Genomic DNA, 21,185 nt, shown 5'->3' on the forward strand with positions numbered 1-21,185 from the left:
CGACCATGCGCCCGCTTCCCGATCTCCTGCGCGGCGTGCCGGGCCTTGACCTGCCAGCGGGCCCGCTGCCCGCGATCGCGGGGCTGACGGCCGACAGCCGCCAGGTCAGGCCCGGCTTCCTCTTCGCCGCCCTGCCCGGCAGCCAGGCCGATGGCCGGCGCTTCATCGGCGCCGCGGTCGCCGCCGGCGCGGTGGCGGTGCTGGCGCCCGCCGGGACCGGCTGGCCGGACGGCATCCCTGCCCGGCCGATGATCCGGGCGGCCGACCCCCGCCGCGCCCTGGCGCAGCTGGCGGCGGGCTTCCATGGGCCGCAGCCCGCGACGCTGGTCGCGGTGACCGGCACCAACGGCAAGACCAGCACGGTCGATTTCCTCCGCCAGCTCTGGACGCTGGCCGGGGGCCGCGCGGGGTCGATGGGCACGCTCGGCCTGGTGGCGCCCGGCTTCCCGCCCGGGCCTTCCCTGACGACGCCGGACCCGGTGGCGCTGCATGGCACGCTCGCGGCGCTCGCCCGGGGCGGCGTCGAAGCCGTGGCGATGGAGGCATCCTCCCACGGGATCGAGCAGCGCCGGCTGGATGGCGTGGTGCTGGCGGCTGCCGGCTTCAGCAACCTGACGCGCGACCACCTCGACTACCACGGCAGCATGGCGGCCTATCGCGCCGCCAAGCTGCGGCTGTTCGACACGCTGCTGCCGGAAGGCGCCGCGGCGGTGGCGAATGCGGATATGGAGCCGGAGACGCTGGGCGCGCTGCGCGCCATCGCGGCGCGCCGGCACCTGCGCCTGCTGACGGTGGGCGAAGCCGGGGAGGCGCTGCGCCTGGCCGACCACGCCCCCCTGCCCGCCGGGCAGCGGATCCGGGTGGCGGGGATGGGCGAGGATCGGGAGGTCACGCTGCCCGTCCCGGGCCGCTTCCAGGCCGACAACGCGCTGATGGCCGCGGCGCTGGCGATCGCCACGGGCATGCCGGCGGGCCAGGCGCTGGACCTGCTTTCGGGCCTGCGTGGCGTGCGGGGCCGGATGGAACTGGCGGCCCGGCTGCCGAATGGCGCCGCCGTCTATGTGGACTACGCCCATACGCCGGATGCGCTGGAACGGCTGCTGGTGGCGCTTCGGCCCCATGTGGCGCCGGGCGCGCGGCTGCATGTGCTGTTCGGCGCCGGCGGTGACCGGGACCCGGGCAAGCGGCCGCTGATGGGCGCGGCCTGCGCCCGCTTCGCCGATCGCTGCTGGGTGACGGATGACAACCCGCGCAGCGAGGATCCGGCCGCCATCCGCGCCGCGGTGCTGGCCGGCTGCCCGGGCGGGATCGATGCCGGGGACCGGCACGCCGCCATCGCGCTGGCGCTGTCCGACCTCGGCCCCGGCGATGTGCTGGCCGTGGCAGGCAAGGGGCATGAAAGCGGGCAGACCATCGGCGGCGTGACGCTGCCCTTCGACGACGCCGAGGTCGTGCGCGGCCTGGCCGGGGATGTGGCGGCATGAGCATGCTGTGGGACAGCGCCGGGCTGCGGGACGCCACGGGTGGCACGATCGGCGCCGATGTCGCGATCACCGGCGTGTCGATCGACAGCCGCTCCGCCGGGCCGGGGGACCTGTTCATCGCGCTGCGCGACGCGCGGGACGGGCATGATTTCGTGGCGGATGCGCTGGGCCGCGGGGCGGCCGCCGCCATGGTGGACCGGGACCCCGCGGGTGTACCGCCCGGGGCGGCCCTGCTGCGGGTGGGCGACACGCTGGCGGGGCTGACGGCGCTGGGCGATGCCGGGCGCCGGCGCGCCACCGGGCGCTTCGCCGGGGTGACCGGCAGCGTCGGCAAGACGACGACGAAGGAGATGCTGCGGGCTGCCCTGTCGGTGCAGGGGCCGACCCATGCGGCGGTCGCGAGCTACAACAACCATTGGGGCGTGCCGCTGACGCTGGCGCGCATGCCCGCCGGCAGCGCCTTCGGCATCATCGAGATCGGCATGAACCATCCCGGGGAGATCGCGCCGCTGGCGCGGCTCGCCCGGCCGCATGTCACGGCCATCACGGCGATCGAGGCCGCGCATATCGGCCATATGGGCAGCCTGGAGGCGATCGCGCGGGAGAAGGGCTCCATCATGGAGGGCCTGCTGCCCGGCGGCATCGCCGTGCTGCCGGCCGAGAGCCCCTTCCTGCCCCTGCTGCGCGACCTGGCCCAGGGGGCGGCCGTGATGACCTTCGGCGCCGGGGGCGATGCCCGCGCCACGGGGATGGAGCCCGATGCCGAGGGCACCACCATCACCGCCGACATCGCGGGCCGCGTGCTGCGCTTCCGGCTCGGCACCCCCGGGCTGCACATGGCGCGCAACGCCATCGCCGCGCTGGCGGTGGTGCAGGCGCTGGGCGCGGATGTGGCGGCCGCGGCGGCCGCGCTGGCCGATTTCCGGGCCCTGGCCGGGCGGGGCGACCGGCAGCGGATCCGCACCCCCGATGGCGGCAGCGCCACCCTGCTGGACGAGGCCTATAACGGCCAGCCCCCCTCCATGCGCGCCGCGCTCGCCCTGCTGAAGCTGCTGCCGGCGCGGCGGCGGGTCGCGGTGCTGGGCCAGATGGGGGAGCTCGGCGACTTCGCGGTGGCCGAGCATGCCGCGCTCGGGCCGCATATCGCGGAATCCGCGGATCTGGTCTTCGCCTGCGGCCCATTGATGCAGCACGCCCTGGCTGCCATTCCCGCCGCCCTGCAAGGGGGCTGGGCCCCCACGTCACGGGACCTCGTCCCCCTCGTCCTCGACGCGCTGCGCGACGGCGATGCGATCCTCGTCAAGGGCAGCCTGGCCACGGGCATGAAGACCGTGGTGCAGGCGCTGACCGAAAGTGCTTCCCGATGATCTTCAACCTGCTCTCGCCGCTGGCCGACGAGTTCATCCTGTTCAACCTGATCCGCTACACGACCTTCCGCGCCGGCGCGGCGTGCATGACGGCGCTGTTCGTGGCACTCGCCTTCGGCCCGTGGCTGATCCGCTTCCTGCGCGCGCGGCAGAATGGCGGCCAGCCGATCCGGGAGGACGGGCCCCAGAGCCACCTGCTGACGAAGAAGGGCACGCCGACCATGGGCGGCGTGCTGATCCTGCTGTCGCTCTCCGTCTCCACCCTGCTGTGGGCGGATCTGCGCAACGGCTATGTCTGGGCCGTGCTGATGGTGACGCTGGGCTATGGCGCGCTGGGCTTCGCGGATGACTGGCTGAAGGTCACGAAGCGCAACACCAAGGGCGTGTCCGGCCGCCAGAAGCTGATCGTGCAGGCGCTGATCGGGCTGGCGGCGGCGCTGTGGATGGCCTGGCTGATGCCGCCGCACCTGGCGGACAAGCTGGCCGTGCCGTTCTTCAAGGAAGTACTGATCCCCTTCAGCATCGTCTTCCCGGCCCTGGCCATGCTGGTGATGATGGGCGCCTCCAACGCCGTGAACCTGACCGACGGGCTGGATGGCCTGGCGATCGTGCCGGTGATGATCGCGGCCGGCGTCTTCGCGCTGATCGCCTACCTCGTCGGCAACCGCATCTTCGCGGACTACCTGCAGCTGCATGCGGTGCCGGGGTCCGGCGAGCTGGCGGTGTTCTGCTCCGCGCTGATCGGCGCGAGCCTCGGCTTCCTGTGGTTCAACGCGCCGCCGGCCGCGGTCTTCATGGGCGATACGGGGTCCCTCGCGCTCGGCGGCGCGCTGGGCGCCGTGGCCGTCGCGACCAAGCATGAGGTGGTGCTGGCGATCGTCGGCGGGCTGTTCGTGGTGGAGACGGTGTCCGTCATCATCCAGGTCTTCTGGTACAAGCGGACGGGCAAGCGCGTCTTCCTGATGGCGCCGCTGCACCACCATTTCGAGAAGAAGGGCTGGGCGGAGCCGACCATCGTGATCCGCTTCTGGATCATCGCCATGGTGCTGGCGCTGATCGGCCTGAGCACGCTGAAGATCCGATGAGCGATTTCCGCCCCTTCGCCGGAGAGCGCATCGCCGTGGTCGGCCTGGGCAAGGCCGGGCTGCCGGCGGCCGCGCGCCTGGCGGCCTGGGGGGCGGAGGTGACGTGCTGGGATGACCGGGCGGAGGGACGCCAGGCGGCGGAGGCGGCGGGTTTCACGCTGCGCGACCCCTCGGCCGGGCCCTTCACCCAGGATGCGCTGCTGCTGTCGCCCGGCATCCCGCATACGCTGCCGAAGCCGCACCCGGCCGCGGAGCACGCGCGGGCGGCGGGGCGGCCGATCCTGTGTGACGTGGAATACCTGTTCCGGGCGGTGCGCGCGGCGGGCAGCGCGGCGCGCTTCGTGGGCATCACGGGCACCAACGGCAAGTCCACCACGACGGCTCTGCTGCACCACCTGCTGGTGGGCGCGGGGCGGGTGTCCGAGGTGGGGGGCAATCTCGGCCCGGCGGCACTCGGCCTCAACATGTTGGGGTCGGAGGGGACCTACACCCTCGAAATGTCGTCGTACAGCTTGGAGCGAATCGCGACCGTCGGGTTCAACGTGGGGGTTATGCTGAACCTCAGCCCCGATCATCTCGACCGCCATGGCAGCATGGCCGGCTATGCCGCTGCGAAGGCGAATGTCTTCGCGCGCCAGGGCCGGGACGACGTCGCGGTGCTGGGGCAGGATGATGACTGGTCCAGGGGCATGGCGCGCGCGGTGACGGCGCGGCTGGTGCCGGTTTCGGGCCTGCGGGCCGTGCCGGGCGGGGTCTGGGCGGCCGGGCCCCTGCTGCGGGACGAGGCGGGGACGATCGCGGATCTGCGGGACGCGCCCGCCCTGCCGGGCACGCACAACGCCCAGAACGCGGCCGCCGCCACCGCGGCGGCGCTGGCGCTGGGGCTGGACCGGGGCGGGATCGCCGCGGGCCTCGCCAGCTTTCCGGGCCTGCCGCACCGGCAGGAGCGGGTGGGCGGCCTGCGCGGCGTGGTCTTCGTGAACGACAGCAAGGCGACCAATGCGGACAGCGCGGCGCGGGCGCTGGCGTCCTATGGCCGCGTCGTCTGGATCGCGGGCGGCATCGCGAAGGAGGGGGGCATCGAAAGCCTGGCGCCCTTCTTCCCACGCATCGCGCGGGCCATCCTGATCGGGCGCGATGCGCCGGCCTTCGCCGCCACGCTGGCGGCGCATGGCGTGGCGCATGAGGTGGCGGGCACGCTGGATGCGGCCTTGCCGGCGGCGGCGGCGGCGGCCTTCGCGGGCGCAGCACCGGTGGTGCTGCTGTCCCCGGCCTGCGCTTCCTTCGACCAGTTCAGCGGCTTCGACGCGCGCGGCGACCGCTTCCGCGCCCTGGTGCAGGCCATGGGCGCCACCGATATCGGGAGGGCGGCATGATCCAGGTTTCACGCGCCGATACCTCGACCCTCGGCCGCTGGTGGTGGACGGTCGATCGCTGGACGCTGGCGGCGCTGCTGGCGCTGATCGGCTTCGGCTACGTGATGATGCTGGCCGCGAGCCCGGCGGTGGCGGAGCGCATCGGCGCATCGTCGCGCAACATGTTCTTCCTGCGCCAGATCTTCTACCTGGCCATGGCGGCGGCCGTGCTGATCGCGGTGTCCATGCTTTCGGTGAAGCAGGTGCGCCTGCTCGCCTGGGTCGGGCTGATCGGCGCCATCGGGATGGTGGCGGCGACGCTGCTGATCGGCGTCGAGATCAAGGGCGCGCGGCGCTGGATCGCGCTGCCGGGGCTGGGTTCGCTGCAGCCGTCGGAGTTCCTCAAGCCCTGCTTCGCCGTGGTGGCGGCCTGGCTGATCGCGGAAGGCAAGCTGAACGGGCGCTGGGGCGCGACGCTGCTCGTGCTCGGCATCTTCGTCGTCATCGCGGGGCTGCTGAAGGGGCAGCCCGATATCGGCATGCTGCTGGTGGTGACGGCCGTCTTCTTCGCGCAGTTCTTCGTGGCGGGGCTGAACCTGTTCATCGTGGGCTTCTTCGGCGCGGCCGGCGTGGCGCTGGCGGGGCTCGCCTACATGATCTTCCCGCACGTCCAGTCGCGCGTGCACCGCTTCCTCGACCCCGCCGCGGGCGACAACTACCAGGTGACGGTCGCGCTGGAGGCCTTCGGGCATGGCGGGCTGCTGGGCCGCGGCCCCGGCGAGGGGCGCGTGAAGAACGTGCTGCCGGACGCGCATGCGGACTTCGTCTTCGCCGTGGCCGGGGAGGAATTCGGCCTGGTGGTCTGCCTGCTGATCCTCGGCCTGTTCGCCTTCGTGGTCGTGCGCGGGCTGATCCGGCTGCTGGGGGAGATGGACCTTTTCGTCGTGCTCGCCTCCGCGGGGCTGCTGACGCAGTTCGGGCTGCAGGCCTTCGTCAACATGGCGTCGTCGCTGCACCTGATCCCGACCAAGGGGATGACGCTGCCCTTCGTCAGCTATGGCGGGTCCTCCGTGCTCGCCATCGCGCTCGGCATGGGCATGCTGCTGGCGCTGACGCGCAAGCGCCTGTCCCGCGCCGAGGAAGATCGATGAGAGGCCCCGCGGTGCGCCCCATCGTCATCGCCGCCGGCGGCACCGGCGGGCATCTCTTCCCGGCCGAGGCCCTGGCGGCGGAGCTGCTGGCGCGCGGGGAGCGGATCGCGCTGATGACGGATGCGCGCAGCGCGGCCTTCGAAAGCCCGGCCTTCAGCAATGCGGAGCGCTTCGTGCTGCGCGGATCCGGCATCGCGGGGCGCGGCGTGAAGGGCGCGGCCAAGGGCGCGCTGGCGCTGGCGGCCGGCACGCTGGAGGCGCGGCGCATCCTGACGCGCATCGATGCCTCCGCGGTCGTCGGCTTCGGCGGCTATCCCTCCGTCCCGCCCCTGATCGCGGCACGCACCCTGCCGCGGGCGACGCGCCCGGCGACGGCGCTGCATGAGCAGAACGCGGTGCTCGGCCGCGCGAACCGGCTGCTGGCACCGGGGGCCGACCTGCTGGCGCTGTCGGTGCCGGATACGGCGAAGGTGCCGTCCTCCGCCCATGCCGAGGTGGTCGGCAACCCGGTGCGCCCGGCGCTGGCCGCCCTGGCGGGAGAGGTCTACACGGCGCCGGCGGAGGAGGGTGTGATCCGCCTGCTCGTGCTGGGCGGCAGCCTGGGTGCGCGAATCTTCGCCGATGTCGTACCCGCCGCCGTGGCGCTGCTGCCGGAGGCGCTGCGCCAGCGCCTGGTGGTGACGCAGCAGACGCGCGCCGAGGACCTGCCGCGCGTCGAGACCGCGTATCGGGAGGCCGGCGTGCCGGCGGACCTTTCCCCCTTCTTCGGCAATATCGCGACGCGGCTGGCGATGGCGCATCTGGTCGTGGCGCGGGCCGGTGCCTCCACTGTCGCGGAACTCGCCTGCGCAGGGCGGCCCTCCGTGCTGGTGCCGCTGCCGCATGCGATCGACGACCATCAGACCGCCAACGGAAGGTCGCTGGACAGCGCGGGCGCGGCGTGGCTCATGCGCCAGCCGGACTTCACGCCGGATGCGCTGGCCAGGCAGCTGACGGCGATGTTCTCCAACCCGCCCGTGCTCGCGCGCGCGGCGGCGGCGGCCTCTCGCCTCGCGCGGCCCGACGCGGCGCGGCGGCTGGCCGACCTTGTGCTGAACCTGACCACCCGCGCCGAGCCGCGCGAATTGACGCGCATCGATGCGCGGCCGGAGTCCCGCTAGATGCGCGCCCTTCCCCTCTCGATCGGCCCCATCCACTTCGTCGGCATCGGCGGCATCGGCATGTCCGGCATCGCGGAGGTGCTGCACAACCTCGGCTACACGGTGCAGGGCAGCGACATCGCGGAGGGCTACAACGTCACGCGCCTCCGCGATGCCGGGATTCCCGTGATGGTGGGGCATGACGCGGCCAATCTGGGTGGTGCGCAGGTCGTCGTCGTCTCCACCGCGGTGAAGCGGGACAATCCGGAGGTGCAGGCGGCCCGCGCGCGGCTGATCCCGGTGGTGCGGCGGGCGGAGATGCTGGCCGAGCTGATGCGGCTGAAATGGGCAGTCGCGATCGGCGGCACCCATGGCAAGACGACGACGACCAGCCTTGTCGCCGCGGTGCTGGAGGCTGCCAAGCTCGATCCCACCGTCATCAATGGCGGCATCATCAACGCCTATGGCACCAACACGCGCCTCGGCTCCGGCGACTGGATGGTGGTGGAGGCGGATGAGAGCGACGGGTCCTTCCTGAAGCTGCCCGCCGTCTGCGCCGTGGTCACCAACATGGACCCCGAGCACCTGGACCATTGGGGGACCGAGGAGGCGATGAAGGAGGGCTACGCCCAGTTCGTCGGCAACATCCCCTTCTACGGCTTCGCCGTGCTCTGCGCTGATCATCCGGAGGTGCAGGCCATGATCCCGCGCCTGTCGGATCGCCGCATCATCACCTACGGCTTCTCGCCCCAGGCGGATGTCCGCGCGGAGAAGCTGATCACGGACCGGATGGGTGCCACCTTCGAGGTCGCCGTGCGGGACCGCGCCACGGGCCGCAGCCGCACGCTGAAGCCGATGCGCCTGCCGATGCTGGGCAGCCACAACGTCCAGAACGCGCTGGCCGCGGTCGCCATCGGCGTCGAGATGGATATCGACGAGGGCACGATCCGCACCGCGCTGATGGGCTTCAAGGGCGTGAAGCGCCGCTTCACCCGCACGGGCGAGGCCGGCGGCATCACGGTGATCGACGATTACGGCCACCACCCCGTGGAGATCGCGGCGGTGCTGAAGGCCGCGCGGCAGGCCGGCGCGCGGGATGTCGTCGCCATCGTGCAGCCGCACCGCTATTCGCGCCTGGCCTCGCTGTTCGAGGAATTCTGCGCCTGCATGAACGATGCGGGCACGGTGATCGTGGCCGATGTCTATGCCGCGGGCGAACAGCCGATCCCGGGCGTCGATCGCGATGCGCTGGTCGAGGGGCTGCGCGCGCGCGGGCACCGTTCCGTCGTGCCGCTGCCGGGGCCGGACAGCCTGGCGGAGATGGTGAACGCCATCGCGCGGCCGGGCGACTACGTGGTGTGCCTCGGCGCGGGGAACATCACGACCTGGGCGCATGCGCTGCCGGACCAGCTGACGGCGCTTCAGTCCCGCACCAGGCCGCGCCTGGTGGGTGGCAGCAAGTGATTGTCATGGCGGATATGCGCGGCCTGGCCACGCTGCCGCCGATCCGCGGCCGCGTGCAGCGCGATGCGGCGCTGGCGCCCTCCACCTGGTTCCGCGTGGGCGGGCCGGCGGAATGGCTGGTGCGGCCCGCGGATGTGGACGACCTGCTGCTGCTGCTGCGCGACCTGCCGGAGAGCGTGCCGCTGACCATCATCGGCGCGGCCTCCAACCTCATCATCCGCGATGGCGGCGTGCGGGGCGTGGTGGTCCGGCTGGGCGGCAAGGCCTTCGGTGGGATCGCCATCGACGGCGATGGCATCGTCGCGGGCGCGGCAGCGCTGGACGCCGTGGTGGCGGAGCATGCGGCGGCCGGCGGGCTGGCGGGCCTCGAGTTCCTGAGCGGCATCCCGGGCGCCATCGGCGGCGCGGTCGCCATGAATGCCGGCGCCTACGGCGCGGAAGTGAAGGATGTGCTGGACTGGGCGGAGGTGGCGACGCCGGCTGGCCTGGTCCGCATGGCGGCGGCGGAGTTCGCCTTCGCCTATCGCATGGCGGCGCTGCCGGCGCGCGGCGTCGTGGTGCGCGCGCGCTTCCACGCGCGGCCCGACGATGCGGGTGCCATCGCGGCGCGGATGGCGGAAATCCGCACGGCGCGAGAGGCGACGCAGCCCGTCCGCGCCCGCACGGGCGGCTCCACCTTCAAGAACCCGCCGGGCGCCAAGGCCTGGGCGCTGGTCGATGCCGCGGGCTGCCGCGGGCTGATGCGCGGCGGCGCGCAGGTCAGCGAGAAGCACACGAACTTCCTCCTCAACCTCGGCGGCGCCACGGCCGCCGACATCGAGGGGCTGGGCGAGGAGGTGCGCGCGCGCGTCCTCGCCACCAGCGGCGTTGCGCTGGAATGGGAAATCAAGCGGATCGGCGAGGTCGCGCCATGACGAAGCATGTCGCGGTGCTGCATGGCGGCTTCTCGGCCGAGCGGGAGGTGAGCCTGGCGACCGGCGGGCAGGTGGTCGGCGCGCTGCGGGCGGCGGGCTTCGAGGTTACGCCGATCGAGGTGGGTGCCGATCTGGGCGCCGTGATCGCCGCGCTGCAGGCGGCGAAGCCCGACGTGGTCTTCAACGCCCTGCATGGCCGCTTCGGGGAGGATGGCTGCATCCAGGGCGTGCTGGACTGGATGGGCCTGCCCTATACGCATTCCGGCGTCCGTGCCTCCGCCCTTGCCATGGACAAGGCGGCGTCCAAGGCCGCCTTCGCCGCGGCGGGCATCCCCGTGCCGCCCGGCCGGATCGTCACGCCGGAGGAGCTGGAGGCGGAGGACCCCCTGCCCCGCCCCTATGTCGTGAAGCCGATCAACGAGGGCTCCTCCGTCGGCGTCGAGATCCTGCGGGAGGGTGACAATCGCCGCGCGGAGATCGCGCAGCGCTGGAAGTTCGACCGCCGCATCATGGTGGAGGCCTTCATCCCCGGCCGCGAGCTGACCGTCGCCGTGATGGGCGACCGGACGCTGGAGGTGACGGAGATCGACACGGGCCACGTCTTCTACGACTACGACGCGAAATATGCCGATGGCGGCAGCCAGCACACGCTGCCGGCACCGGTGCATCCGGCGACACGCGCCAAGGCGATGGAGATCGCGCTGCGCGCGCACCAGGTGCTGGGCTGCCGGGGCGTGTCCCGCGCCGACCTGCGCTACGACGACACGGCGGGCGAGCCGGGCCAGCTCTACCTGCTGGAAGTGAACACCCAGCCAGGCATGACGCGCACCAGCCTGGTGCCGGAGCAGGCCGCGCATGTCGGCATCCCCTTCCCCGACCTTTGTGCCTGGATGGTGAGGGAGGCGCGCCATGGCCCGTAACGCCCCGGTTTCCTCCCGCGCCCGCGCGGCGCGGCGCGATCCCGATCGCCCCAGCAAGCTGCGCCTGTGGCTGAAGCGCCGGCGCGGGCTGATGCGGCCGGCGGCACTCGGCGTGATGGCCGCGGCGCTGGTGATCGGCGTCGGCTACGCCGTCTATGCCAGCGACCCGGCCGGGCGCATGCGCGCCATCGTGGAGAATGTCGGCGATATCGGCCTTTCCGCGGGGCTCGAGGTGACGGAAGTGGTGGTGCAGGGCCGCCGCAATACGCCGTCCGACCTGATCAGCGCCGCCATCGGTGCGCAGCGCGGCGATCCCATGCTCGCCTTCTCCCCGGAGGAGGCGAAGACGCGGCTGGAGACGATTGCCTGGGTGGAGGCCGCGCATGTGGAACGGCGCCTGCCCGGCACCATCCTGGTGCGGCTGACGGAGCGCACGCCCTTCGCGATCTGGCAGCACAATAGCCGCTTCGCGGTGATCGACCGCGAAGGCCGCGTGGTGGCGACGGAAACGCTGGACGCCTTCGGCCCGCTGCCACTGGTGGTGGGGGCGGGCGCCGACAAGCATGCGGCGGCGCTCTATGACCTGCTGCTGGCGCACCGGAACATCCTGGAACGCACGCAGGCGCTGGTGCGCGTTGGCGAACGGCGCTGGAACCTGCGCCTGCACAACGGCACGGACGTGCTGCTGCCGGAAGGGCAGGAAGCGCCGGCGCTGAACCGGCTGGCGGAGCTGCAGACGCGCAATGCGCTGCTGGATCGTCCGCTCGCCGCCGTCGATATGCGGCTGCCGGATCGCCTGGTGCTGCGCCAGCAGCCCGCGCCCGAACAACCCGCGCAGCCGCAGCGCCGCACCACCGCGAGCACGCGCGGATGAACGCGCTGTCCCGCCTTCCCGCCGGCATCGATCCGCCGCCCGAGAAGCGCCGCCGCGGCGCGCGCAGCGGGCCCTTCGGCGTGCTCGACATCGGCACCACGAAGGTGGTCTGCCTGATCGCGCGCATCGAGGGAGACGGGGAGCCGCGCGTGCTCGGCTTCGGCTGGCAGCGCGGGCGCGGCGTGAAGGGCGGCTCCATCATCGACCTCGAGGAAGCCGAGCGCGCGATCCGCGCCGCGGTGGGGCAGGCGGAGGAGATGTCGGACACGCAGCTGTCCGGCGCCATCGTGAACCTGTCCTGCGGCCAGCCCGATTCGCGCCTGCTGCATGTGCAGTGGCCGATCGGCGGGCGCGCGGTGACCGATGCCGATCTGCGCGCGATCCTGCATGAAGGCCGGCGCCGCGGCACGGAGGATGGGCGGGAGACGGTGCATGGCTCCCCCGTCTCCTTCACCGTCGATGCCACGCCGGGTGTCGAGGATCCGCGCGGCATGGTGTGCGACACGCTCGGCGCGCGCGTGCACCTGGTGGATGCGTCGCAGGCGGCGCTGCGCAACCTCGGCGCCTGCCTCGCGCGCTGCGACCTGGAGGTGGAGGAGCTGGTTTCCGCGCCGCTCGCCGCCGGGCTCGCGACGCTGGTCGAGGATGAGAAGCGAATCGGCGCCACCGTCATCGACATGGGCGGCGGCACGACCTCCATCGCCGTGTTCAGCGAGGGGCAGCTGATCCACACGGCGCAGATCCCGGTTGGCGGCTGGCAGGTGACGAATGATCTGGCGCGTGTGCTCTCCACGCCGATCAGCCATGCCGAACGCCTGAAGACGCTGCATGGCGGCGCGCTGGCCGCCGCGGATGACGAGCGCGAGATGCTGCCGGTGCCGCTGGTCGGCGAGGATGAGGATCACATCGCGCGCGTGCCGCGCACGATGATCGTGAACATCATCCGCCCGCGGCTCGAGGAAACCTTCGAATTCGTGCGGGAGCGGCTGGAGCAGGCCGGAGTCGCCAAGGAAGCCGGCACGCGCGTGGTGCTGACGGGCGGCGCCAGCCAGATGATCGGCGCGCGGGAACTGGCGGCGCGGGTGCTGGACCGGCAGGTGCGAATCGGCCGGCCGCGCAGCGTGCGCGGCCTGCCGGATACCGCTGGTGGCCCGCCCTTCGCGGCCGCGATCGGGCTCCTCGCCTGGGGTGCCGGCGAAGGCCGCCCCGTGGTTGACATCGCCCCCGGCATCGATCGGCCGCAGGGCTCGATTCGCCGCCTCTATGCGTGGCTGCGGGACCGCTTGTGATGCGCCCGCGCCGCATTCCCCCCATCCCAATCCCCCGGCCGGTGCGCTAGGCTGAGTTCCAGGAGAGGCCCCGACACATGACCCTGAACCTGACCATTCCGATCCACCAGCACACCGACTTCAGCCCGCGGATCACCGTCGTCGGCGTGGGCGGTGGCGGCACGAATGCCGTGAACAACATGGTGGCCATGGGCCTGGACGGCGTGGAGTTCCTCGTCGCCAATACCGATGCGCAGTCGCTGGTCCACAGCAAGGCGGACCGGCGCGTGCAGCTCGGACCGCATCTGACGCAGGGACTCGGCGCCGGCGCGAAGCCGGAGATCGGCCGTGCGGCGGCGGAGGAAGCGACCGAGGAGCTGGCGCGGCACCTCGATGGCAGCCACATGGTGTTCGTCACGGCGGGGATGGGCGGCGGCACGGGCACGGGCGCGGCGCCGGTGATCGCCCGCATGGCGCGGGAGCGGGGGATCCTGACCGTCGGCGTGGTGACGAAGCCCTTCGACTTCGAAGGCCCGAAGCGCAAGAAGTCCGCCGATGCGGGCATCGAGGAGCTGCAGCAGTTCGTCGATACGCTGATCGTCATCCCGAACCAGAACCTCTTCCGCCTGGCGAATGAGCGCACGACCTTCGCCGAGGCGTTCAAGATGGCCGACAACGTCCTCTACATGGGCGTGCGCGGCGTGACGGACCTGATGGTCAATCCGGGCCTCGTGAACCTCGACTTCGCCGATATCCGCACCGTGATGGCGGAGATGGGCAAGGCGATGATGGGCACGGGCGAGGCCGAGGGCGAGGATCGCGCCATCAAGGCCAGTGAGGCCGCGATCAGCAACCCGCTGCTGGAGGACACCTCCATGCGCGGCGCGCGCGGCGTGCTGATCAACATCACCGGCGGCTACGACATGACGCTGTTCGAGGTCGATGAGGCCGCGAACCGCATCCGCAAGGAAGTGGACGAGGACGCGAACATCATCTTCGGCTCCTCGGTCGATGAGACGATGAACGGCCGCCTCCGCGTCTCCGTCGTCGCGACCGGCATCGATGCGCGGGAGAACCGGGAGGCCGAGCGGCCGAAGCTGGTGGCGATGGGCGGCGGGGCGCCGGTGCAGGCCGTGGCCACGGCCAGCGTCGCCCCCGCCCCGGCCGTGCGCTCCCCGGGCGGCTTCACGCCGCGGGTTGCCGCCGCGCCGGCCCCGGCCGCGATGCGGCCCGCGCAGTCCTACGTGGCGCCGGCCGTGCCGCAGCCGGTCGCCCCGGCCCCTGCCCCGGCGCCCGTGGCGGCCGAGCCTCCGCCGGTGGTGGAAGGCCCCGTGGTGATGGCGCAGCAGGCCGAGGTCGGGCTGCGCGCGCCGGCGACCACCCGGGCGCCTGCGGCCCCCGCGCCGGCTCAGGCGGGCGGCCTGAACAACCTGTTCCGCCGCGCGACGGGCCTGATGCGGCGCGACGTGCCGGAAGCGCAGGCCCCGGTCGCGCCGGTGGCGCGCGTCGAACCGCCCGCGGCGCCGCGGCCGGTGGCGCGTGCACCGCAGCAGGACGAGATGGGGCTCGACATCCCCACATTCTTGCGCCGCCAGAGCAATTAAGGCCCAAATAGGGCATTGCTGCGTCACAGCAATGCCCTAATTTCAATGACTCGCGACGTAATACCGCGAAACAAGGCTTGAATGGCATTCGCAGGTGGCGAGTGCCATCTTGACCTGGGTGATCCCGTCGGGACACCCGCGCCGGTACAACCGCAGAACGCGGACCGGCGTTGTCGGAACGGGGGATGCGCTGCTGAAGGGGTCCGCAAGCCGCGGATTCCGTCACGCGACGCAGACAGAGGCGCAAGCAGATGGACGGTTTCCTTCCGATCGACAGGGCCCGGCGCAAGACGCTGAAGACCGCGATCGGCTGCGTGGGCGTCGGTCTGCACAGCGGTCGCCGGGTTTCGCTGACCCTCTGCCCGGCCCCGGCCGGCACCGGCATCGTCTTCCGCCGCACCGACCTCGGCATCGACATCCCCGCCCGCTTCGACCGCGTGGCCGATACCCGCCTCTGCACGGCCCTCGTGGCTGCCGACGCGCCGCAGGCGCGGGTCGGGACGGTGGAGCATGTGATGGCCGCGCTGGCCGGCACCGGAGTGACGGACGCGATCCTGGAGATCGACGGGGCCGAAGTGCCCATCCTGGACGGTTCCGCGGCCCCCTTCGTGTTCCTGATCGACTGCGCGGGCACCACCAGCCTGAACCTGCCGGCACCGGTGATCGAGGTCCTGCGCCGCGTGCGGGTGGAGGAGAAGGGCGCCTTCGTCGAGCTTCTGCCGGCCGCCACGGCGGGCTTCGAGGCGGAACTCTCGATCGACTTCCCCTCCACCGCCATCGGCAGCCAGAGCGTCGGCATGCGCGTCACCCCGGCCGCCTTCCGCGCCGGCCTGGCGGATGCCCGGACCTTCACCCTGGCCGAGGAGATCGCGCGCCTGCGCGCCGCCGGCTTGGCGCAGGGCGGCAGCCTGGCGAATGCGATCGTGGTGGATGGCCCGCTGGTGCTGAACCCCGGTGGCCTGCGGCGGCCGGATGAATTCGTGCGCCACAAGCTGCTGGATGTGGTGGGCGACCTGGCGCTGGCCGGGGCGCAGCTGTCCGGCCGCTTCGTCGGTCATCGCTCCGGCCATGCGCTGAACAACAAGCTGCTGCGGGCGATGTTCGCGGATCGCAGCGCCTGGCGCCTGGTGGAAGGCGAGGTGCCGGCCGATGGCGCCACCATCCGGATGCCGGCCGCCGCGGCGCCGGCGATGGCCTGATCCACCCGTTCGCGGTTGCCAGCCGGCCGCGCCTGCCGCATCACCCTGCCGTGACGGGGTGAGCGAAGGCTTCTCACGAAGCGCGACCCCCGCCTTGCCCCTGGTGGGCCGCGACGTGGTATAGGGGGGTTCTCATGCGTGACCGGTCAACGATGCTCCGACGCCTGCTGCCCCTCGTCCTCATCCTGCCTATCGCGGCGTGTTCCGGGCCCTCCGCCTGGGACGGCCGGCAGAACTCGCTCGGTGCCGCCCGGCCCGGCGCGACCGGCCAGGATACCTCGCCCGAAGCGCTCTATGCCGCGGGGATGGAGGAGCTGAACGCCGAGCGGTTCCAGCGCGCGGTCCAGCTGTTCGACACGGTGGAGCGGGAACACCCGTATTCCGCCTTCGCGACCAACGCGAAGCTCATGTCCGCCTATGGCGAGTACATGCGCAACCGCTACACGGAAGCCCTGGGCGCGCTCGACCGCTTCATCCAGTTGCACCCGGCGCATCGCGACATCGCCTATGCCTACTACCTCCGCGCGCTCTGCTACTACGAGCAGATCAACGACACGGAGCGTGACCAGCGCACGACCGAGCAGGCCATGGCGGCGCTGCAGGACGTGGCCAACCGCTTCCCCAACACGCCCTACGCCCGCGACGCGCGCCTGAAGATGGACCTGGCGCGCGACCACCTGGCGGGGCGGGAGATGGTGGTGGGCAGGTTCTACCAGAACCGGCGCCTCTACACGGCCGCGATCGGCCGCTTCCGCCGCGTGATCGATGAATACCAGACGACGAATCACGTGCCGGAAGCGCTGCACCGGCTGACCGAAATCTACCTCGCGCTCGGCCTGACGGATGAGGCGCGGCGCACGGCCTCCGTGCTCGGCCACAACTACCCCGGCAGCCCCTGGTACCAGGACAGCTACGCGCTGCTGGTGGAGGGAGCATCGCCGGCGGAACAGGATCGGCCCGGCTTCCTGCGCCGCGCCGTAGGCTGGATCTTCTGAGCCGCGGGGCGCAGCGCCCGTCGTGCTGACCGCCCTCGCCATCCGCGACGTGGTGCTGATCGAGCGGCTCGACCTCGTCTTCGGGCCGGGGCTGACGGTGCTGACCGGCGAGACCGGCGCGGGCAAGTCCATCCTGCTGGACAGCCTGGGGCTCGCGCTCGGCGCGCGGTCCACGGGTGGCGGCCTGGTCCGTGCGGGCCAGGCCCAGGCCAGCGTGGCCGCCGCCTTCGCACCCGGCGACCAGCACCCTGCCCGCGCGGTGCTGGCCGAACAGGGAATCGAGTCGGAGGAGGAGATCGTCCTCCGCCGCATCGTCACCGCGGATGGCCGCAGCCGCGCCTTCGTGAACGACCAGCCCGTGGGCCTCGCCATGCTGCGGCGGCTGGGGTCGCTGCTGGTCGAGGTGCAGGGCCAGCATGACCAGGTGGGCCTCGCTGATCCGGCGCATCATGCGGGGCTGCTGGATGCCTCCGGTGCGCTGGACGGTCTGCGCGGCAGCGTGGCGGAGGCCCATCGCGCCTGGCGGGAGGCGGAACGCGCCCTCGCCACCGCGCGGGAAGAGATCGCGGCCGCCCAGCGCGACGAGGAATTCCTCCGCCACGCCGTGAGCGAGCTGGAGGATTTGGCGCCCGTGGAGGGCGAGGAGGACCAGTTGGCGGCGGAGCGCCAGCACCTCCAGCAGGGTGAACGCCGGGGAGAGGCGATCGCGGAAGCGCTCGCCGCGCTGCAGCCGCGGGACCGGCGCAGCGCCAATCCCGGCGCGGCGCTGCGCAGCGCATCCCGCGCCCTGGAGCGCCTGCCCGCCCCCAACACCGATGCCGAGCCGGCGCTGGAGGCGCTGGGCCGCGCGCTGGATGCGCTCTCGGATGCGGAGACGGCGCTGGAACGCCTGGCGCATGAGGCCTCCGCCGATCCGCGGCGCCTGGAGCATGTCGAGGAGCGGCTCTTCGCGCTGCGCGCCGCGGCCCGGAAGCACCTGGTGCCGGTGGTGGAGCTGCCGGGGCTGCTGGCGTCGCTGAAGGCACGCCTCGCCGCGCTGGATGCCGGCACGGGCCAGGTGGCGGCGGCCGAGCAGCGGGCGCGGGAGACGCGCGGGGCCTATGTCGCCGCGGCCGGGCGGCTGACGGCAGCGCGGCGGGACGCGGCGCAGAAGCTGGAGAAGGCGATCGCGCGGGAATTGCCGCCCCTCAAGCTGGATCGCGCCCGGCTGGTGGTGGAGGTGGCGGAGAAGCCGGAGCCCGCCTGGGGCCCGGATGGCGTGGACCGCGTGACCTTCCTGGTCTCCACCAATCCCGGGCAGGCGCCGGGCGCGCTGGACAAGGTCGCCTCGGGCGGTGAGCTGTCGCGCCTGATGCTGGCCTTCAAGGTCGTGCTGGCGCGGGGGTCGCCCGTGCCGACGCTGGTCTTCGACGAGGTGGATAGCGGCGTCGGCGGCGCCACCGCGGCGGCCGTGGGCGAACGCCTGGCCCGGGTGGCGGAACGGCTGCAGGTGCTGGTGGTGACGCATTCGCCGCAGGTCGCCGCGCGCGGCGGGCGCCACTTCTCCGTGGCCAAGCAGGTGAAGGCGGGGCGGGCGGAGACGCGCGTGGTGCCGCTGGACGTGCCGGCGCGGCGGGAGGAGATCGCCCGCATGCTGGCGGGGGAGAAGGTGACGGAGGCCGCGCGGATGGCGGCGGACAGCCTGCTGGCGGGCAGCCTCTTGTGATCCGCGCCGGCCTGCCCGGCGATGCCGAGGCCGTCGCCACCCTGATCAATGCCATCAACAGCCTGGACGGGACGCCGCCGGCGAAGCCAATGACCGCGGCCGTGGTGCTGCGCGACCTCATCGGCCCGGGGGCCCGGGCATGGCTGCTGGTGGCGGAGCAGGCAGGACGGGTGGTTGGCTTCGCCACCGCCGGCACGATCTACGATGCCGAACGCCAGGCGGATGCGGTGATGCTGCTCGACCTCTATGTGCTGCCCGAGGCGCGCCGCCGCGGCCTGGCGCGCGCCCTGATGGCGCGGCTGGCGGCGGAGGCCACGCAGCGCGGCGCGGGCTGCCTCTGGTGGGGCGTCGATGAGGGCGATGACGAGGCGACCGCCTTCTACCGCGCCATCGGCGCGGTGAGCGAAGGCCGCTTCAGCGGCGAGATCCTGGAAGGGCAGGCGCTGCGGCGCCTGGCGGCGGAGCATGAGTGACCAGGCAGGCGATCCCGCGCTTCGCGCGCGGGCGGTGGACGCGCTGACGGATGAGGAGGCGCAGGCGGAGCTGGCCGCGCTGGCCGCCGAGATCGCGCATCACGATGAGCGCTACCACAAGCTGGACGCGCCGGAGATCAGCGACGCCGACTACGACTCGCTGGTGCGCCGCAACCGCGCCATCGAGGCGCGCTTCCCCGAGCTGGTGCGGGATGACAGCCCGAGCCGGCGCGTCGGCGCCGAGACGGCGGAGGGCTTCGCCAAGCTGCGCCATGGCGTGCCGATGCTCTCGCTCGACAACGCCTTCGCCGATGCGGATTTTCTCGAATTCTGTGCCTCCATCCGGCGCTTCCTGCGGCTCGACCCGGCCGAGACGCTGGCCTTCGTGGGGGAGCCGAAGATCGACGGCCTGTCGATCAACCTGACCTATGAGGATGGCGTCTTCGTCCGCGGCGCCACGCGCGGCGACGGGACGGAGGGCGAGGACGTCACCCGCAACCTGCTGACGCTCCGCAGCCTGCCGAAGCAGCTCATCGCCCCCTTCCCCGCCCGGATCGAGATCCGTGGCGAGGTCTTCATGGACAAGGCCGACTTTCTTCGGTTTCGCGCCCAGCAGGAACAGGCGGCGGCGGAGCGGGACGAACGGCGCGCCAGGGGGGAAAAGGTCGGCGCGGCGGTCACCATTCCGGCCAATCCCCGGAATGCGGCGGCGGGGTCGTTGCGGCAGCTCGATCCCTCCATCACGGCGCAGCGGCCGCTGAAGCTCTTCGCCTATGCGATGGGGGAGGCCAGCGAACAGCCAGCGGAGACGCATGAGGGCTGGCTGCAGCGGCTGCGCGACTGGGGGTTCAGCGTGAACCCCGTCTCCGAACTGCTGGCCGACGAACAGGTGGCGCTCGGCTTCCAGAAGCGGATGGCGGAGCAGCGCGCGGGGCTTGCCTATGACATCGATGGTGTCGTCTACAAGCTCAACCGGCTGGACTGGCAGCGCCGCCTCGGCTTCGTCGGCCGCGCCCCGCGCTGGGCGATCGCCTGGAAGTTCCCGGCGGAACAGGCGACGACCGTGCTGCTGGATATCGAGATCCAGGTCGGCCGCACCGGCGCGCTGACGCCGCGGGCGGTGATGCAGCCCGTCAGCGTCGGCGGCGTCATGGTCAGCCATGCCAGCCTGCACAATGAGGATGAGATCGCCCGCAAGGATGTGCGGATCGGCGACACCGTCATCCTGCAGCGCGCTGGCGACGTCATCCCGCAGATCCTGGGCGTGGTGGCGGAGAGGCGGCCGGAAGGCGCCGAGCCCTTCGCCTTCCCGGATCGCTGCCCCGCCTGCGGCAGCCATGCCGTGCGCCCGCCGGGCGAGGTGGTGAAGCGCTGCACCGGCGGCCTGATCTGTCCTGCCCAGACGGTGGAGCGCCTGATCCACTTCGCCCGCCGCAACGCCATGGATATCGAAGGGCTGGGCGCGGAGAACGTGCAGAAGCTGTTCGACGAGGGCCTGGTGAAGAGCCCCGCCGACATCTTCCGCCTCGCACAGCATGCCGACACGATGCGCGGCTGGGAGGGCTGGGGCGCGCGATCCAAGAAGGATGCGAAGAAGGTCGCCAACCTGCTCGCCGCCATCGAGGCGCGGCGCAGCGTGCCGTTCGAGCGCTTCATCTTCGCCCTCGGCATCCGCCGGATCGGGGAGGCCAATGCCAAGCTCCTGGCCCGCCACTACCACAGCTTCCCGGAGTGGCGCGCGAAGATGCTGGCCGCCACCACCATCGGGTCCGAGGCGCGGGAGGAGCTCGGCTCCATCCAGGGCATCGGCCCCGCCATCGCAACCGAACTGGCCGAGTTCTTCATCGAGCCCCGCAACCTGGCCGCGCTGGACGACCTGGCGCGGGAGGTGACGCCGCAGGAGACGGTGGTGGTGGCGGCGGAGGGCAATCCCTTTGCCGGCAAGACCGTGGTCTTCACCGGGTCACTGGAGACCATGTCGCGGGACGAGGCGGAGGCGCAGGCGGAACGGCTGGGCGCCAAGGTGACGAAGAGCGTGTCGAAGAAGACCGATTTCGTCATCGTCGGCACCGATGCCGGCAGCAAGGCCACCAAGGCGGCGGAGCTCGGCCTGCGGGTGCTGACCGAGGCCGAGTGGCGCGGGATGGCGGGCCTCGGCTGACGCTTGCGCCGGCGGGCGTTGCAGCCC

General features: G+C 72.4%; 17 protein-coding genes. All 17 read left to right on the forward strand.

The genetic code is table 11. The annotated features are described in order from the left end of the window. Window positions 1-5: 5 nt before the first annotated feature. Window positions 6-1,484, forward strand: a complete 1,479-nt coding sequence (locus JJI54_RS15065; RefSeq protein WP_203073813.1) for a UDP-N-acetylmuramoyl-L-alanyl-D-glutamate--2,6-diaminopimelate ligase — start codon at window positions 6-8, stop codon at window positions 1,482-1,484. Next, window positions 1,481-2,851, forward strand: a complete 1,371-nt coding sequence (locus JJI54_RS15070) for a UDP-N-acetylmuramoyl-tripeptide--D-alanyl-D-alanine ligase (protein WP_203073814.1) — start codon at window positions 1,481-1,483, stop codon at window positions 2,849-2,851. The genes JJI54_RS15065 and JJI54_RS15070 overlap by 4 nt, the downstream gene beginning before the upstream one ends. Further along, the gene (gene mraY, locus JJI54_RS15075) at window positions 2,848-3,936 is read left to right on the forward strand and encodes a phospho-N-acetylmuramoyl-pentapeptide-transferase (RefSeq protein WP_203073815.1); all 1,089 of its coding nucleotides are present in this window, start codon (window positions 2,848-2,850) and stop codon (window positions 3,934-3,936) included. The genes JJI54_RS15070 and mraY overlap by 4 nt, the downstream gene beginning before the upstream one ends. Then, window positions 3,933-5,312, forward strand: coding sequence for a UDP-N-acetylmuramoyl-L-alanine--D-glutamate ligase (gene murD / locus JJI54_RS15080; RefSeq protein WP_203073816.1), 1,380 nt, complete (start codon window positions 3,933-3,935; stop codon window positions 5,310-5,312). Before mraY ends, murD begins: the two co-directional genes overlap by 4 nt. Further along, the gene (locus JJI54_RS15085; protein ID WP_203073817.1) at window positions 5,309-6,442 is read left to right on the forward strand and encodes an FtsW/RodA/SpoVE family cell cycle protein; all 1,134 of its coding nucleotides are present in this window, start codon (window positions 5,309-5,311) and stop codon (window positions 6,440-6,442) included. Before murD ends, JJI54_RS15085 begins: the two co-directional genes overlap by 4 nt. Continuing rightward, window positions 6,439-7,602 (forward strand): undecaprenyldiphospho-muramoylpentapeptide beta-N-acetylglucosaminyltransferase, encoded by a 1,164-nt coding sequence (gene murG, locus JJI54_RS15090; RefSeq protein ID WP_203073818.1) that lies wholly within the window; start codon window positions 6,439-6,441, stop codon window positions 7,600-7,602. Before JJI54_RS15085 ends, murG begins: the two co-directional genes overlap by 4 nt. Then, window positions 7,603-9,045: a UDP-N-acetylmuramate--L-alanine ligase gene (gene murC / locus JJI54_RS15095; protein WP_203073819.1), complete on the forward strand. Its 1,443-nt coding sequence runs from the start codon at window positions 7,603-7,605 to the stop codon at window positions 9,043-9,045. A 5-nt stretch (window positions 9,046-9,050) separates the two neighbouring features. After that, window positions 9,051-9,959 (forward strand): UDP-N-acetylmuramate dehydrogenase, encoded by a 909-nt coding sequence (gene murB / locus JJI54_RS15100; RefSeq protein ID WP_203073820.1) that lies wholly within the window; start codon window positions 9,051-9,053, stop codon window positions 9,957-9,959. After that, a complete protein-coding gene (locus tag JJI54_RS15105; RefSeq protein ID WP_203073821.1) occupies window positions 9,956-10,879 on the forward strand; it encodes a D-alanine--D-alanine ligase in 924 nt (307 codons plus the stop codon). The genes murB and JJI54_RS15105 overlap by 4 nt, the downstream gene beginning before the upstream one ends. After that, the gene (locus tag JJI54_RS15110; protein ID WP_226381771.1) at window positions 10,869-11,753 is read left to right on the forward strand and encodes a cell division protein FtsQ/DivIB; all 885 of its coding nucleotides are present in this window, start codon (window positions 10,869-10,871) and stop codon (window positions 11,751-11,753) included. The genes JJI54_RS15105 and JJI54_RS15110 overlap by 11 nt, the downstream gene beginning before the upstream one ends. Next, complete coding sequence (ftsA, locus tag JJI54_RS15115; protein ID WP_203073822.1) at window positions 11,750-13,042, forward strand: cell division protein FtsA; 1,293 nt, start codon at window positions 11,750-11,752, stop codon at window positions 13,040-13,042. Before JJI54_RS15110 ends, ftsA begins: the two co-directional genes overlap by 4 nt. A gap of 77 nt (window positions 13,043-13,119) precedes the next feature. Continuing rightward, window positions 13,120-14,625, forward strand: coding sequence for a cell division protein FtsZ (ftsZ, locus tag JJI54_RS15120; RefSeq protein ID WP_203073823.1), 1,506 nt, complete (start codon window positions 13,120-13,122; stop codon window positions 14,623-14,625). A 251-nt stretch (window positions 14,626-14,876) separates the two neighbouring features. Further along, window positions 14,877-15,824, forward strand: coding sequence for a UDP-3-O-acyl-N-acetylglucosamine deacetylase (lpxC, locus tag JJI54_RS15125; protein WP_203073824.1), 948 nt, complete (start codon window positions 14,877-14,879; stop codon window positions 15,822-15,824). Window positions 15,825-15,976: 152 nt separating this feature from the next. Next, window positions 15,977-16,819: an outer membrane protein assembly factor BamD gene (locus tag JJI54_RS15130; RefSeq protein ID WP_203073825.1), complete on the forward strand. Its 843-nt coding sequence runs from the start codon at window positions 15,977-15,979 to the stop codon at window positions 16,817-16,819. 22 nt (window positions 16,820-16,841) lie between these two features. After that, complete coding sequence (gene recN, locus JJI54_RS15135; RefSeq protein WP_203073826.1) at window positions 16,842-18,524, forward strand: DNA repair protein RecN; 1,683 nt, start codon at window positions 16,842-16,844, stop codon at window positions 18,522-18,524. Further along, on the forward strand, window positions 18,521-18,997 hold the full coding sequence (locus JJI54_RS15140) for a GNAT family N-acetyltransferase (RefSeq protein WP_203073827.1): 477 nt from the start codon (window positions 18,521-18,523) through the stop codon (window positions 18,995-18,997). The genes recN and JJI54_RS15140 overlap by 4 nt, the downstream gene beginning before the upstream one ends. Continuing rightward, a complete protein-coding gene (gene ligA, locus JJI54_RS15145) occupies window positions 18,990-21,158 on the forward strand; it encodes an NAD-dependent DNA ligase LigA (protein ID WP_203073828.1) in 2,169 nt (722 codons plus the stop codon). Before JJI54_RS15140 ends, ligA begins: the two co-directional genes overlap by 8 nt. The last annotated feature ends 27 nt before the right edge of the window (window positions 21,159-21,185 follow it).

The sequence above is a fragment of the Falsiroseomonas ponticola genome (assembly GCF_016805305.1).
Classification (GTDB): Bacteria; Pseudomonadota; Alphaproteobacteria; order Acetobacterales; family Acetobacteraceae; genus Falsiroseomonas; species Falsiroseomonas ponticola.